The 16,375-nt window shown below is 43.5% G+C and carries 14 protein-coding genes; 5 read left to right on the forward strand and 9 right to left on the reverse strand.

Translation table 11 applies throughout. From position 1 onward, the window contains the following. Window positions 1-31 precede the first annotated feature (31 nt). The 4 genes from pyrE to ACP69U_RS09995 form a co-directional block, all read right to left on the reverse strand. Window positions 32-754: an orotate phosphoribosyltransferase gene (gene pyrE / locus ACP69U_RS09980; protein ID WP_426138450.1), complete on the reverse strand. Its 723-nt coding sequence runs from the start codon at window positions 752-754 to the stop codon at window positions 32-34. Between the two features lie 61 nt (window positions 755-815). Next, window positions 816-1,814 (reverse strand): hypothetical protein, encoded by a 999-nt coding sequence (locus ACP69U_RS09985; protein WP_426138451.1) that lies wholly within the window; start codon window positions 1,812-1,814, stop codon window positions 816-818. A gap of 57 nt (window positions 1,815-1,871) precedes the next feature. Further along, on the reverse strand, window positions 1,872-2,723 hold the full coding sequence (locus tag ACP69U_RS09990) for an SDR family oxidoreductase (RefSeq protein ID WP_426138452.1): 852 nt from the start codon (window positions 2,721-2,723) through the stop codon (window positions 1,872-1,874). An 83-nt stretch (window positions 2,724-2,806) separates the two neighbouring features. Then, window positions 2,807-4,909, reverse strand: a complete 2,103-nt coding sequence (locus ACP69U_RS09995; RefSeq protein WP_426138453.1) for a DUF4105 domain-containing protein — start codon at window positions 4,907-4,909, stop codon at window positions 2,807-2,809. Between the two features lie 273 nt (window positions 4,910-5,182). On the opposite strand from ACP69U_RS09995, the gene ampD reads away from it, so the two are divergent. From ampD to ACP69U_RS10015, 4 genes are all read left to right on the forward strand, one after another. After that, complete coding sequence (gene ampD, locus ACP69U_RS10000) at window positions 5,183-5,767, forward strand: 1,6-anhydro-N-acetylmuramyl-L-alanine amidase AmpD (RefSeq protein ID WP_426138454.1); 585 nt, start codon at window positions 5,183-5,185, stop codon at window positions 5,765-5,767. Between the two features lie 48 nt (window positions 5,768-5,815). Further along, window positions 5,816-6,334: a hypothetical protein gene (locus ACP69U_RS10005; RefSeq protein WP_198329480.1), complete on the forward strand. Its 519-nt coding sequence runs from the start codon at window positions 5,816-5,818 to the stop codon at window positions 6,332-6,334. 193 nt (window positions 6,335-6,527) lie between these two features. Next, the gene (murJ, locus tag ACP69U_RS10010) at window positions 6,528-8,078 is read left to right on the forward strand and encodes a murein biosynthesis integral membrane protein MurJ (protein ID WP_426138455.1); all 1,551 of its coding nucleotides are present in this window, start codon (window positions 6,528-6,530) and stop codon (window positions 8,076-8,078) included. A 111-nt stretch (window positions 8,079-8,189) separates the two neighbouring features. Next, a complete protein-coding gene (locus ACP69U_RS10015) occupies window positions 8,190-8,819 on the forward strand; it encodes a hypothetical protein (protein WP_426138456.1) in 630 nt (209 codons plus the stop codon). 117 nt (window positions 8,820-8,936) lie between these two features. Here ACP69U_RS10015 and ACP69U_RS10020 read toward each other — a convergent pair whose 3' ends face one another. Then, window positions 8,937-9,536 carry a GNAT family N-acetyltransferase gene (locus ACP69U_RS10020; RefSeq protein ID WP_426138457.1) on the reverse strand — a complete coding sequence of 200 codons (600 nt, stop codon included), beginning with the start codon at window positions 9,534-9,536 and terminating at the stop codon, window positions 8,937-8,939. Window positions 9,537-9,799: 263 nt separating this feature from the next. On the opposite strand from ACP69U_RS10020, the gene ribF reads away from it, so the two are divergent. Then, on the forward strand, window positions 9,800-10,840 hold the full coding sequence (ribF, locus tag ACP69U_RS10025) for a riboflavin biosynthesis protein RibF (protein WP_426138458.1): 1,041 nt from the start codon (window positions 9,800-9,802) through the stop codon (window positions 10,838-10,840). Between the two features lie 97 nt (window positions 10,841-10,937). On the opposite strand, the gene ACP69U_RS10030 is transcribed toward ribF, so the two are convergent. From ACP69U_RS10030 to ACP69U_RS10045, 4 genes are all read right to left on the reverse strand, one after another. Then, window positions 10,938-11,177 carry a DUF2789 domain-containing protein gene (locus ACP69U_RS10030; RefSeq protein WP_045444148.1) on the reverse strand — a complete coding sequence of 80 codons (240 nt, stop codon included), beginning with the start codon at window positions 11,175-11,177 and terminating at the stop codon, window positions 10,938-10,940. Between the two features lie 219 nt (window positions 11,178-11,396). After that, window positions 11,397-12,386, reverse strand: a complete 990-nt coding sequence (locus tag ACP69U_RS10035) for a malate dehydrogenase (protein ID WP_176393009.1) — start codon at window positions 12,384-12,386, stop codon at window positions 11,397-11,399. A gap of 371 nt (window positions 12,387-12,757) precedes the next feature. Further along, window positions 12,758-13,399: a hypothetical protein gene (locus tag ACP69U_RS10040; RefSeq protein WP_055124727.1), complete on the reverse strand. Its 642-nt coding sequence runs from the start codon at window positions 13,397-13,399 to the stop codon at window positions 12,758-12,760. Between the two features lie 523 nt (window positions 13,400-13,922). Further along, window positions 13,923-16,061: a transglycosylase SLT domain-containing protein gene (locus ACP69U_RS10045; RefSeq protein ID WP_426138459.1), complete on the reverse strand. Its 2,139-nt coding sequence runs from the start codon at window positions 16,059-16,061 to the stop codon at window positions 13,923-13,925. Window positions 16,062-16,375 lie beyond the last annotated feature (314 nt).

Genomic DNA, 16,375 nt, shown 5'->3' on the forward strand with positions numbered 1-16,375 from the left:
AATATAGAACCGCTTCAAACTCAGTGCCCAACTATACACCGTACTGTGCGCGATAATGTTGCATCTTAGCAAGTTGAGCCGCATCTTTATGCTGGCCGCTTTGTACGCCATGGTCATCCGCCAAATAACTGATTAAATCATCGATATCGACGAGTGCGCGTACTGGGACTTGTAATGTTGACGCCAGCTCTTGAATAGCAGAATGCTCAGCCTGACCTTTTTCTTTACGGTCAAGGGCGACGATAATACCAGCAACGCTAGCGCCTGCTTGCTCTAAAATCTCAACCACTTCTCGCATCGCTGTACCAGCGGTAATGACATCATCGAGTACCCAGACTGCTTTACCGCTAACGTCAGCGCCTACTAAGTTACCACCTTCGCCATGAGTTTTGGCTTCTTTGCGGTTATAGCCCCACTTGGCATTGATACCATGATGAATCCATAAGGCTTGCGCAGTTGCTGCCACAAAAGGGATACCTTTATACGCTGCGCCAAAGATTACCAACTCCTGCTCATCTGTACCGTTATGACTAGCCACCATTTGCTCAGCTAAGGCATCAGCATAACCACATGCCAGCAACGACAACATCTCACCCGACGCCAGCAAGCCTGCATTAAAAAAATACGGACTGATGCGACCAGACTTGAGGACAAACTCGCCAAATTTGAGAACTTGATTGTCTAAAGCCAGTTGGATAAATTGATGTGAGGAAAAAAAAGGGTGTTGCGCATTAGGCATTGAGGCATTAAGCATGGAAGCGTTCCTATTGACAAAAAGAAGAGCAAAAATTTGGCGTTATTGTACGCATTATTGATCAGCTTGACCAACCATTGATGTCGTAATCCTGCATGTTAGGATAACGAGTCAATAGGCCACTGCGCGATGAGAGATTAAAATAACACTGACCGTCATCGCTCACTTGTATCTCCCAACCTAAATGATACGCGGCAACAATAACATGTCCTGTAAAAATGCGTATTTGACGGTATGCATGACGCTGCGATGGCTCACAAATGATTTGACTCAGCAGATAACTGCGTATGTGCTGACAGATTTGCGCGGCGCTGTAGCGGTGATTGATACTTTTGCGTGTCTCGCACTGCCTCAATGCATGGACAGCAACGCTACACGCCATAATGTCAGTAGCCAAACTGCCCTCGCCTGTCTCAAATTGCTGCGGCTGCAACACCACCTGCCAATCTTCGGCATAAACACTGTTGAGCAACTCATCTGGGTTATACCGTTTGGTCAATGCACGGAAAGAAGCCTGTGTGTTTTTAGCATTACTACTAACGCTCGTATCGGTACTTACAGAAGAGCCATTCAGTATAAAACCGTAACGATGCAGTTTTGGATAAGCACGAAGCGCCTGCTGAATATCAGCCATGTCGAGCAAAGTCATACCATTTAATGATGATAATAATGGTTGCGCGCTGTGATTGTGATAAAAGCTGTCTGGAAACTCGACAAGCTCTGCTGCCCGCAATAATGACAGATGCTCGCCCAATACTTCTGAAGCAATCAGCGACCATTTTGACAAGCTGTGTTCTTTAGGCTGATAAAAACGCGCAGAGCGTCCATAGAGTCGTTGCAATTGACCATTTAGACGCCTAGCAGGCTCTGGAATATCGCTCAAGGGTCTAGCAGGATCAAGTGCCAAGCGACTCGGGTCAAAATTAGGATGTACAATCGCAGGTTGAGTACTATCTGGCAAGATAGACGACTGCTCAGCATTGCCTTCTGAAATTGTACCGCCTACTGCTGTAATATCAGTACTGGGTAAATGAGTGTCAGAAGTGGAAGGCTGGGTCATGAAATCTCCATAAGCTATAAAATATAAAAACAATTTTAATTAAATCAAACTGGTATATTACTCTTGATGTTGTTCTTGATGACGCAAAATATCACGGTAACCGACTTGCCAATCAGGATATGCCAACCAAGCTAATGGAATATTACTGTGCAAGCGTTTTCCCGTAACCGCTACTTTTTTATCGTCAAGAGCAGGAGGCGTTTCATTTATCTGCTGACTTAACCAAACGCCCAACTCAAAAGTCGTGACTGGCGCATAATCAGTAGCAATATAAAGGGGCTTGGGCGCATCGATAGTCAGTACGTTAGCGATGATAGCGACCAAATCGCGATCCATAATCCGATTGCTCCAATGCGCGGCTGCCACTGCTTCCTTTTGTGGCTCGCGGGCTTTACGCAAACGCATGAGACGCGCGCGTCCATAAATACCGCTTGGACGAATGATAATGGCTTTATCCCCAAAACCTTGTTGCAGGACTTGTTCTGCTTGCAATATCACTTGCGAGGCTTCACGCTCTGGCGTCACAGGCGCGGTATTGTCATCAATCCATTCGCCATTATCTTGCCCATAAATACCCGTTGATGAAATAAAAACAATGCGTGAAAGGTTGGTAAGTTTGTCCGCAAGCGTTGCCAAATGCTGGCTAATTGCTAAGTAGCTATTATGATAGCCACTGGTCGAATAATCATCGGGGGTAACGATAATTGCTATCGCCGTAAAATCTTGCAGCTGCTCAGCCGTCAGAGTCAATGCATCGGCTTGCATAAATTCAGCGTTAGCATCCAAAGAGTAATGATGGCGCTCACCACGAGCCAAACCTGTGACATTCAAGCCGTCCTGTGCCAGCTGGTTGCTGACTGGCAAACCAATATCACCTTGACCGATAATCAATAAATTTTGCGTACTCATCATTTATCCTCTATTCGAACACCATTTCTAATGACTGCATATACATTTTTTTAATAACCTATACATTTTTTCAGTAATAAGTGTTAAAAATAGCGTCTGTACGACAGCTGTACGTCTTCATTGGCATCAACACGATCTTGCCATTCGTAGTTGGCATTAATGCGTAACGCTTGTTTTTTATCGATATCGTACTGCAGCCCTAATGTCGATATCGGCTGCCAATAATGACCACGGGCATTAGACTCATCGCTGCTGCCATGATACCAATATGGCAGTTGCAATTCAGCCTGCGCGCGTAACTGATTGTTAATCTGATAACGACAGCCTGCATTGACGCCAGCACCAACGCGAAAGCCTTTATTGATACTGCGCCCTGCTTGCGCTGTGCCGGACAAAAAGGTATAACATAGCTGCGGCGGCATCTCGCCTGTACCTGTGCGAGGCGTACCAAATGCCCATGACCAACCTGATTCATAGCCCAAGCTCCCAACTAAATGATCGCGACCGTCTTGCTGGGAGCCATCATTCACACGCGTCGCCTCGATGCTAGCGCCCCACGTTTTGCCTTTTTTGGCAGAATTGACCGGATTAAATGAGCGCCCACGAATCAATGTCACATTTTGCAAAACCACACTGTTTGGCTGATTGGCTTTGTCATTATCGGTGTCGTACAGGCGCAAAGTCGCAGATGCGCCTTCTAAGTCAAAAAACTGTGGGAATCCTGAGGGACGATCGAGAATATCATGATAGCCCGCTCGTAAGCCCAAATCGATATAGTTATTATCACCGCGCTGCCCTAGTCCCATATGAGCCAGTTGCAGTGGATGTCTGTCTATTGGATTGTTATCTGATACCGCTATATTAGGCTGCAATAACGTCTGTCCATCAGCTGACATACTCGAAACCGCATTGAGTTGGGCAGATTTAATCTCATTGATCGTCTGTTTTGCGCTGTTGTGATAGCCGAATTGCTCGCGCTGCTCTTTAACCTTATTCAACTGCGCTTGGCGTAAAGTGCTATCGGCAGGAGTATAGTTGGTGCTGGCAAGTAAGCCTTCATCATCAAGCAACTGCACGACATCTGAGGGAATAACCGCATAAGGCAGCTGACTCAATAACTGCTGCTGCGGACGCACCACATCAATTAAGCGTAAAATCTCAGACGCACAGTTATCTGTGGTGAAGTAATACGGCAATTTTAAATCTTTAGTTTCCCAAACGTGCAACATAATCTGCTGCACTTCCGCTGGAGTCAAATCCAATTGATACGTCCATGCATCACGCTCGTCTTCTTGCAGATACTTGGCCAGCCTTGCTGGATAAGGATCAATTTCAATGAGATTGTCATAACCGCCGGTCATTGACTTGATGGCATACACCACAAAATTGTCTTTTGGATTACCACCAACTGTATAATTCAGCGCAACCGCGTGATGAATCTGGCTCGGATCAGCCACGCTCGCTTTTGAGTCGATACGCAATAAGGTATGAGCAAAGGCTGATAAAGGATTGTCTAAATACTCTTGGGCAAACATGATGGATAGCTGCTCAGGGGCAATCTTTTGCATCCATTCATTCAACTCCGGACAGTCAACTTGTAGCGCCGCCTTATCAATGTTTAATGTATCAGTCAACCATTGTACACGCGCTGGGAAACGACATAATACTGAACTGTTGGCAGTATTTTTTTTGACAGTACGATTATTCGTTGTCGCTACCGCATTAGCGAGGGCGACGAGTAACGCATCAAGCTCGGCATTCGAGTCTTGCCGACCATGCTCACTCAAAAAAAAGTCGGCCTCATCAACCATGCTGGTGTTTTTTTTCTTACCAATCAAATTCTTTTGATCATCAAAGAAATATAATAAACGTCGCCATGTCGTATCTTGGGCTAAATTTTGTGTTGCTGCTTGCTCACGCCACTTGGCTAATAATTGCTCAGCGTTGCTTTTTTCTAGCCCTTGGGTGTCTTCTGGAGCGTCATTATTTGGCGTATTATTAGCGATTGCAGCAGCTTGCGGCGTAGGCGCTAATGCCCCTGTCGTTACTAATGATGCTGGGGTTGGCAAAAAAGCTTGCGTTTGTGCAGAGAGTAGCAATCCTGCAATAGCAAGTGGTAAACGCGCTCGTTGACTCATAGTAGTTAGGGTACAATCTACAGATAAAAAACTAGGCTTTAGAGACATGGGGTAAACCTCGCACGTTATTATTCATACGCCGATAGCGTGATTGATGGCTGGTTGATAATGCCGATTGGATCGTCCACTAAAATAACCTCAAAAACCATATAAGAGCTAGATCATTGAAATATCTTAGTCAAAGTGGCTGTTATCAAAGTTGTTACTATCAAAACTACTGTTTTCAAGGTAGCTACTGTCAGAATGGCTATTAATTGATAAAAATGGCTAGCAACCAGCGGTCAATGCCCACTTATTAATATCATGAAAAAAGAGAATATTATGTCCATAGCGCCCATAACGATTAACGATGGCAGATTATCTGCAGCCACATACCTTCCATCACCAAACTGCAATCTGCGACCAACAGATATGAGTATTGATACTATTGTTATTCATAATATCAGCCTACCTCCGAACGAGTTCGGAGCGTCTGATGCTGACGGCATCCATTACGTTAAAGCATTATTTACCAATCAGCTAGACTGGGCGGCGCATCCCTATTTTCAAACGATTAAAGGCGCGGAGGTTTCGGCTCACTTATTTATCGAGCGTGATGGCACGATTACTCAGTTTGTCAATTTTAATGAGCGCGCGTGGCATGCTGGACGCTCTAGCTACTTGGGTCGCCCTGAATGTAATGATTATAGCATCGGTATTGAGCTTGAAGGGTCTGATTTTGTGTCCTTCACCGCCGAACAATATGAGGTACTTGCAAAAATAGTCTGTGCCATTTATGCCGCCTATCCCAAAACTCGTCGTCATCTGACAGGTCATAGCGATATTGCCCCTGGTCGCAAAACAGATCCTGGTGATTATTTTGAATGGGCAAAATTACGTGAGATGGTCGCCGCTCTATTAAAATAAAAAGACTCACTTAACTTTAATAATTATTAACCATCGACTGGAAATATTATGACTTGGATTGAAGTGGTCGATTCAGCAGTGAAAATAGGTTTGGGCGCATTGATAGCAGGCGTTATTGCTTTTCTATTATCTTCAACACAACATCGTAATGAGCTTAAAAAAGCTAAAATAGAATGCGAGTTTGAGATGTTAAAAGAAGTTGCAGAAAAAGTAGAGAACTTTAATAGTATCACTTTGAATTACTGGGCATTCGCCACTGACTGGCGGCGCAGGTTAGTTTTAGATTCTTCGCTTCCTAAATCTAATGGATTATTAGATGCTCAAAATAAATTATTCGACAGCTTTAGTGAGCTAACGAAAGCGGAATCTTTATTACTACTATTTGGCTATAGCAACGCTCAAATTAAGCTTAGAGAATATGGCGAGACAGTTATATCTTTCAAAAAAAGAGTAGAATGCGTACATATCCCTTTCGACCCAAATGATACGACCAACTATAGAAAATCTATGATTGATAAACGCTCCGAGCTATTTATTCTCTTAAATGACATCTATAAAACTATTTAATTCTTAATCTGATTGTCGCAATTAAAAAATTATCGCTACTTATCAACGATTTTTTATCATTTTATATTCCACATCCAATCCATTTATCTCGATTATGAAAATGCTATAATCCGTCAGCTTTTTGATAGCAGCAACTTAGTAAACAACCATCAGTAAACAACCTTCATTAAACAAATTAGCACAATAGGTTCTCATGGCAAAAAGTCGGTTATTTCGTTCAACCATGGTGGTCAGTAGTATGACCATGCTGTCTCGTATTTTAGGTCTGGTACGCGATGTCGTATTGTTAGGCGTCTTTGGCGCTGGTGGTCTGATGGATGCCTTTTTAGTCGCCTTCAAAATCCCAAACTTTTTGCGGCGTTTATTTGCAGAAGGTGCTTTTAGTCAAGCCTTCGTCCCTGTACTGTCCGAATACAAAGAAAAATATAGTTTGCAGCAGGTACAAATCTTAGTCAGTCGTACTTCAGGCGCTCTGTTGTTAATTTTGTCGATGCTTACCGTCGTTGTTATTTTAATGGCACCGTGGGTCGTGACTTTATTCGCGCCTGGTTTTGCCGACCAACCAGGTAAATTTGCTATTACCGCTGAATTACTGCGTTTGACCTTTCCTTATTTGCTATTTATTTCTATGACCGCCTTTGCCAGTGGTATTTTGCAAAGCTACGGACGCTTTGCTGCGCCTGCTTTTGCACCCGTGTTATTGAACTTATGTATGATTGGTGGCGCGCTAATTTTTGCTCCTATGTTCGATGTTCCTATCATGGCACTAGGCTACGCGGTTGCTATCGCAGGATTGTTGCAATTCTTACTACAGCTGCCGCAGCTATGGCAACAAAAGCTGCTGGTCGCACCAAAGGTCGATTTTCAGCATGAAGGCGTTCGCCGTATTTTAAAACTCATGCTGCCTGCTATCTTTGGCGTCTCTGTCACTCAGATTAATTTACTGCTCAATACCATTTTTGCGTCATTAATGATTGGTGGCTCGGTTTCTTGGCTGTATGCCGCAGAGCGTATGAGTGAGCTGCCATTAGGCTTGATTGGCGTGGCAATCGGTACAGTCATTTTGCCCAGTTTATCAAAGAGTGAGGCGCAAAAAGATGATGTTAGCTTTAAAAAGACCATCGATTGGGCGGCACGCTTAATCATTTTAGTCGGTGTCCCTGCATCAGCAGCGTTGTTTATACTTGCCGATGTACTGATGCAAGCGCTGTTTTTGCGCGGTGAATTTACCTTACGCGATGCTCAGATGAGTTCGCTCGCATTACGTAGTATGGCTGGTGGTATTTTAGGCTTTATGCTTATTAAAATCTTTGCCCCTGCTTTTTTTGCCCGTCAAGATACCAGAACACCCGTAAAAATCGGTATCATTTCTGTCTTTGCCAACATGATTTTTAGTGTCATTTTCATCGGTATATTTTATTTCTTAGAGATTCCGCTACATGGCGGCTTGGCATTAGCAACCACGGGCGCGGCCTTTGTTAACGCAGGCTTATTATATTACTTCTTACATAAACGTGATATTTTCCGCTTTGGCAGTCATTGGAGAAAACTATTCACCCAGTTTGCGATTGCGACCAGCGCTATGATTGGCGTACTTTATGTCATGCTGCCTTATTTCCCTAGCGATGATGCGCAGTGGCGGCGTATCGCCGCTTTGCTCATTATGTGTGCCGTGGGAGCACTGGTTTATGGCGTGGTATTACTAGCCACTGGTTTCCGTCCACGCCAGCTAAAGCATGGTTAAGCAGCTTCACTTACGAAACCAAAACAAGCTTAGTAAGAGAATAGATAGTGAATGACGCGGATAGTTGCCATAATTAACCATTAACGAATAAATGAAATCTGAGGGCTAATAATGACAACCAAACGATCAACCTTACTACGCTTACCAACTATCCTGACCGCTGGTGTCCTTAGCACTGGACTGCTTTTAAGTGCTTGTAGCGATAACGATAAGACAGCTAATAGTGCCGAAGATACGGCAGCCATCGCTGAAGGCAGTTCTGATGAAAGCATTGATGCTGAAAATAGCGCTGCTAATCAAACGTCAGCAGTGGATGCGAATAGCACAGTTGACAGCAAGCAGATGGCTGACAGCGGTAAAGCTGAAACGGCGATTGATAGTGATAATATCAACCCAGTTACTACTGCGACCAAGCAAAAGAGCCTCGTAACCAATACGACCCAAGCTGGCACACCAGAAGATACTGTAAAGCAAGCACTAGATAGCTTGTATTATGGCGAGGTAAAAGAAGCCGTTAGATATTATAAAGTAGATATGGCAAACTTCGAAGAAGAGCTGGCTAAAACCCAGTATGCCTTTCAGCAAACGGTTGATGGCGTCACTATCACCGATACTAAATACAGTGATGATAAAACCCGTGCCACCATCATTGGGGAGCTGATGTTAAAAGGACAAAGTGCGCCTGCACCGTTGACTTATGAGCTGCAAAAAATTGAAGGTCAATGGAAAATCCTAGGATAAGACGCTTTGCTGTCCTCATTTAAAATCACTTTAGCTTAAGTTATTTTAGCTTAATTCACTTGAACTTGAACTATCTTATCTTCAATGATTTTATTTGATACCAATCAAAATTTAATATTAATCTGACGACGCTGGCTTGCCAAGCATTACAACATCAGCGATAAAGCCTTGCATATCACACACTTTTGGCATATATCCCCATTGCTCAAAACCAAGCTTACGGAACAATCCTAAGCTTGGCTGATTGTGCGCAAAAATAAGCGCGATTACATTATGAATGCCTAGGCTTGGCGCTTGTGTCAACATCCAGCATGTCAATAAGCTGCCCAATCCTTGACCGTGAAAATCCTGATGCAAGTAGATACTAATCTCAGTGCTGATATGATAAGCCGGTCGTGCATATAAATCGCTAAAGCTGCCCCATGCAACGATTGTTGCTGTCTCTGCTTCTGCTGAATTTTGCGTGGCCTTATGCATCGCTTTTACGACATAAATAGGACGCGTCGGACTATTTATATGCTCATCAAACCAATCTGCACGCTCTTCACAAGTCACTGGGGTAAGATTGGCAGTGGCTTGCTTACCTGCAATAGTCTGATTATAAATCGCCAAAATCTCTGACAAGTCGTCTCTACTTGCACGCTGCACGACAAACTCATCAGTAAGATAGTGTCCTAACAAAACAGTTGGTACAGCATTCAAGGCAGCAACGGGCATAAGGTCTCCGTAATTATTAATTAATAGTCTATGGGTGATAATTGTTGCAAGATGATCCATCTATACAGAGGGTCATTACAAAAGCATGTGGACAAACATCACGGTATTTTAAGATGACAGAGCGGATAGCGCCATACTTTTATTGTCAGTAGACTATAGGATGTTAGTGTGGTCATTTTACTTTATAATGGCTGATTTTAAACACATTGATTTTGGTACGGGTGTGTTTCTTATCTGGTTTTATCTATCATAGCTGAAAATTTATGAACACCTATTTTCTTGAGCAACTGATTGCCTCGCCCAGTAATTTGACTGCAAATACTAGCCCAGTAGATTTAGCGCCCTGTGTGCTCACTATCGGTAACTTCGATGGTGTCCATCTTGGTCATCAAGCGATGCTTGAACAAGTCCGTGATATTGCCCATGCACAAAATCTTGGTTCTGCTGTCATGATATTTGAGCCACAGCCTCGTGAATTTTTTGCGCCAGCCACTGCGCCTGCTCGCCTCACCAATCTCGCTGAAAAACAAGCTTTGTTAGCAGAATATGGCGTTGAGACCTTGATTGTGGCAGGATTTGATGCAGAATTTCGCTCGCTATCCGCCCAAGCATTTGCGGATATTTTAGCCCTGCCCTTAAATGTCAAAGCGTTGGTGTTAGGTGATGACTTCAAATTTGGTCATGACCGTACTGGTGACAGTCAGTTTTTGCGGAATTATGGCTTAGATGTGACCAATCTACATACCGTCATCGATGATAGTGGTAAAGCGGCACGTATCAGCTCTACTCGCGTTCGGGACTTACTATTGGCTGGTGATATTGACGCTGCTAATGTGCTACTTGGTCGCGATTATGCGATTACAGGAATGGTCGTTGGTGGTGATAAAATAGGTCGCACCATGGACTTTCCTACTGCGAATATTGACCTACAGCGTTTAAAGCCTGCCCTGCATGGTATCTTTGCTGTTGATGTCGTCAGCCTCGACGAGGATGGGCAAGTGATTGCTGATGGCTTATCGGCATTTGCTATAGATGGCAAATCAGGTATCTCAGGATTACGTTCCAATAGCCTCTTTGGGACAGCCAATATCGGCACTAGACCCTCTGTCGATAAACAACATGATTGGCGTTTGGAAGTGCATTTCCCAGAATTAAATGCCGATTTATATGGATTAACTTTACAGGTTCGATTTTTGCATTATTTACATGGTGAACGACATTATGATGGCTTAGAAGCATTAAAAACAGGCATCCATAATGATGTAAAAGCATTAATTGAGTGGCGAGAGCAGCAGCCCAGTTAAATTGCTAGTAAGCTTAAATGCGGGCGTCGATATTTATAATTTATAAAAAACCCACAGCGTTTATAACGTTTGTGGGTTTTATCTAATGGGAGTTTTTCTAAGCATCTGGATGCATACGTACGTTTAAGTCATCGATGACCTCTACCCATTCCGCATCTTTTTCCCATTCTTCTTGTAGAAAAGCACGCTGATTATCTGTCCAAATACTCGCTTCTATCAACTTCTCTTCTTTATCCAACTGATTATTTTCAATAAAACTATCAATCGCTGCATCTGAGCTATCAAGTCCCAACTGTGCAAATAATTCATTCATATTGTATTCTGGTTCACCCAACATAATTTTCTCCTTAAATGGTACGAGTGTCTTTGTGTTTATTATCTAAATTGACACATTTATTGTAGCAAGCTTTATTTTAATAGCTGTTAATCAACGTGTATCTAACGTTATCAATTGTATTTTGATAGGCAGACAAGACACAAAAAAGCCCTCTAATGTAGAGGGCTTTTTTAGATCAATTTCTATAAAACAGTTTTATGACATAATGACATTGGCGGCTTATGGAAGCAGGTGTGCTACTGCATCACGTTCTTCGCTAAGCTCTTGCTCAGTCGCTGCCATTTTCTCTTTAGAGAAATTTGATGACACATCAACGCCATCTACGATAGACCAATCACCGTTAGTACATGTGCATGGGAATGAGTAGATTAAGCCTTTTGCGATACCGTATTCGCCGTTTGAATAAACGCCCATTGATACCCAATCGTTCTCATCAGTACCCAATGCCCAAGTGCGCATATGTGCAATGGCCGCGTTGGCAGCAGAAGCGGCAGATGATGCACCGCGTGCTTTAATGATTGCAGCACCGCGTTGTTGTACTTCTGGGATATAAGTCGCTTCGTACCATTCGCGATCAACCAAATCTAATGCAGGCTTACCGTTGACAGTAGCAGCAGTCAGATCAGGATACTGCGTTGATGAATGGTTGCCCCAGATGATCATTTTTTTCACGTCATTTACTGTACTGTCAGTTTTGCCAGCCAACTGTGCCATGGCACGGTTGTGGTCTAAACGAGTCATCGCAGTGAAGTTACGTGGATCAAGATCTGGTGCATTGCGCTGAGCGATAAGGGCGTTGGTGTTGGCAGGGTTACCGACAACCAACACTTTTACATCACGGCTTGCAACGTCATTCAATGCTTTACCTTGTGCTGAGAAAATCGCAGCGTTGGCTTCTAGCAAATCTTTACGTTCCATACCTGGACCACGCGGACGTGAACCGACTAGCAGAGCATAGTCAACATCTTTGAATGCAACGGTCGCATCATCAGTCTGCACAACACCTGCTAATAAAGGGAATGCACAGTCTTCTAATTCCATGACCACACCCTTTAGGGCGTCAAGTGCTGGAGCGATTTCAAGCAATTGCAAAATAACTGGCTGATCTTTACCTAGCATCTCGCCAGATGCAATACGAAATAACATAGCATAGCTGATATTACCAGCGGCACCAGTGACGGCAACACGTAAAGGCTGTTTCATTGACATTGAATACTCCCTAATTATAGATTAGATAATTCATGATTCTGATTGATGGTTCTAATGGATGACTATCGTTTTAAATAGCGACTTGCCTACTGAATATAGCAGTCATAAACCGAGAGCTAGTGTAGCACTTCGTTCAGCAAATCGTCTAGAGACAATAAGACACCGACCACCGATTATATTGTTACATTTTATACGGGAGGATTTTTATACCCACTATAAACCTATACGGATACAGTGCTAGAAAGTATGAAAAGGCAGCTGATGACAACATTTAGAAGCGTTATATACAGTGATATAACACTTAAGATAAGCGAATATTATTAGGGCGTGTCCTCAATTCAAACAATAAGCATTTAAATAGGCTAAAAAAACTATTTTCCACCCGAAATGACGAACTTACTGCCACAATTATTCACAACATTATGACATGTGCCAAATTCGCTCCCTTCATAACAAATATGGATATCCGTCAATGTTGATTGACGACGACTGCCCGCTTGGCAAATCAAATCAATACTGTTTGAGGACATACCACTATTAAGCTGGGTCATTTGACTGATAAATCGAGATTTAGAAACCGTATAGCTATTACCCGTATTAAGCTCGTTAGGCAGCTTTAATGCGCCAGCATAATTGGTAATCTGGCGGAAATAACTACTGGCACTGAGTGGACTACACGCCCCATAACGCTGCCAAGCTTGGCTACGTACTGTCGTATCAGGCATGATACGGTTGACGACTTTTAACTGTAACGGTGTCAGACGTGGCTCACTACCACGTCCGCAGCGCTCACCATAGCCCATATCTAGACCTGACACTGTCAACGAATAACCCTCCAAGCATTGACGCATACGGGCACGCGTCGGCTGTATGCTACACAATGCTGGCGTCATCTCAATCATCAACACACGCTGTCCGCTCTTAACGGCGCTCGCGGCATGTACCGGCATCATCATAATGCCTTGCAACATCACTAATGCACCGATACTTAGCGTCGTATTTAGTTTATCCATAGATGTATTGGTTATCGAGCTTGATTGGTTTAAATCTGGCGTCAGAGTAGATAGCGAGAGCATCTGCTGAATAGATGACTGATGCCTAACTTTTAATAACAGGGGCAGATTGAAATATTTTTTGATCATAGGGGCTGAAGGCATCTAGCAATGATAAAAACATGGGCTATCGTTTAGCTCATAGTGTTCGACGTATAAACACTGATAAAACTAAGAATAGAGCTAACAAAAATGTGTGCGTTGATTGATAAGCACTTATTATAAGCACGTATAAAAGACACTAATTGATGCAATGGTAGCAAAACGTTTTTTTTAATCTATAGCAGAAACGTAAACATAAGCTAATGATAGCATCAATAGTACAAAAATATCGCAACGTTAGCATGTCATCATCAGCGAGGTTGGGCGTCGAATTAGGCATCGCGTCAAGACAAAACTAGTTTTGATTGCACGATCAAAAGTGACATAAAAAAACCATTAATGATTGCTCACGAATGGTTTTTTTGGTTTATACATTAGCATTTTAGAGCGCGGCAGGTATCGTGCCCATACGCTGGCTAATAGGCTGACTACGACCTAATAGACTGCTATAAATGGTGGCGTTTTCCATCACGTGTTTAACGTAATTACGGGTTTCAGGAAAGGCAATCGACTCGACGTACTGGTCGGCTGCGAGCGAACCATATACTGGTTGCCAACGCTTGGCATTGTTCGGACCCGCATTATAGCCAGCCGTTGCCAACACAGGTTGACGGTTTAATTTACCGAAAATATCACCCATATACCATGTGCCGTAACGAATATTGGTATCGCCACTATTGGCACGGCTGGCGCTATAGGTTTCACCTAAGTTGCGAGCAATATATTTTGCCGTGTCAGGCATCACCTGCATCAAACCACTGGCACCAACGTTTGAGCGTGCTGATGCAACAAAGCGACTTTCTTGACGCATGATGCCATAAGCCCAAGCAGGATCGATACCAGCAGACTGACTATAACGTACGACTGCATCTTGATGCGGCATCGGATGTGATAACGCTAAGCTGTCTACTCTATCAGTATTATCAACGGCATAAATTGCTCGGTCGAGCCAGCCCATATCATAGGCTTGACGAGCAGCGGCAATAATCAAGTTATCATCACGCTTGTCGCGCGCCTGCTTTACCGCCCAGTTCCATTCACGATTGGCATAGGCACGGCTGGCGTCAGCATTATATAGAGCAAAAGCACGCGCAAAGTTGGCATCTTGCATAACCCGTGCGCGATCAGCGGTACTGACATTTGGTAAGTTATTACCGCCCAAACGACTGGCATCAAAACGCTGACCCACTTTATCCTTTGCCATTAAGCCATAATAGTCATTATTCTTTGCCAAGTTTTGATACATTTTTTTAGCAGTATTACGCTTGTTAGCATCGCTTGATTGCTCGTAAGCGCGAGCCAGCCAATATTGCCACTGGTCACTTTTTTGGGTTTCAGCCTCCATTTTTGAGATGGCTTCGACCACATCGTCCCAGCGGCTAAAGCGAATCGCTGCCATGGCATAATCTTCGGCTTCTTCAAAATTAAAATCTTCGTCTAAGCTATTGCGAAACCAGTCAACCGCCTCAGCATTAAAACCATCATCCGTATTATGATTCATACGTTGCACCCCAAGGATGCGATACGCATAGCGACGAGTCTCCGCATTCAACAATTTAACTGAACGCTGATTGTCTTGCTTAACATCAAAATCTAACTGTAATGCAGCTTCACGGTAAGACTTGTCAGCAACGCGTCCCATGGCATATAGATATAGGTATTGATTGTTTTGACTGGCAGGTTCTCGACTAAAACGGCTAAAAAAAGCAGACGGATTCAGTTGAATTTCACTCAATGCTGAATAAGCAATGGGCGTTCCTAAACGTGATGACAATGCCATAATGTCACCCGTTTTGCCTTTACGTAACATACGCTTGAGGCGCGCCGCGCGATCCTGATTGCTAATCAGCGCGTTATTATTCATCTCCATCGCGAGCTGGTCACACAAGGCTGGCTGCTTTTTGGTCGTCAACCAAACTTCAGACTTGGCTGCCATAGCCCGCATGGTGTCGCCACCATTATTAAACCCAAGCGCAACCGCACAGCGCTCACTGGCATCCGCATTGGTAATCAAATTCGCGACTTGGCGTACTGAGGCGTAATCATTAGAGCCTGCTTTAGTCTCAGCAAAATCAGCCACTAGCTTTTCTGCCATTACGGTATTTGGATATTGACGCACAAACTGTGATACAGCCGCCGAACTTTGCGAATTAAGATCTAAATTCATCCGCCAATAAGTTGGATACATGGCAAACAAACCGCCACTCATTGCTTGCTCATAATTGTATAAGGCACTGACATCACCGCGTTCTGCCGCAATTGCCGCCGCTGTAAATGAGCTCACACCATTGTCTGGCTGATAACTACTGTTTTGTTGATAGCTATCTTCTTGCTGATAACTGTCCTCTTCACCCCACGTCAGCTCTGCACAAGCCACTTGCGACAATCCTAGCGCACTTACTGCCGTCGCCACACTTAGCGCACTTACTCGTAGCGTCCTTGCTTTCAATCGTTTTGCATCTTCATTTTGCTTAATAAACTCTCTATCCTTGATGCTATGAGCAACCTGCGGCTTTGTCATACTGACTCTCTTTGTAATGTGTCCAAATGATTTGGCTAAATAATATATTTAGAATAACAATGCCAAAACGGCGTAAATCGCGATGTAATCAATCGCGCTAATATGGTTGCATTCATCATACTATACTCGTTGCACTTTCAACCATCACCTTTACCTTTTGTTAATAAATACGATAGCACGGTGTAACATAGAAGTGATAGCAAGCCATAATTTTTGCCAAATGTGTTTCTGTCAGCAGTAAACAATTGATACTGTTATGAATTATTTACTATACTGCTGACTCATCGTCTGTGCTAATTTTTCACATTGTCACA

Source organism: Psychrobacter sp. TWR1-1-1 (assembly GCF_049895865.1).
GTDB classification, from domain to species: Bacteria; Pseudomonadota; Gammaproteobacteria; order Pseudomonadales; family Moraxellaceae; genus Psychrobacter; species Psychrobacter immobilis_A.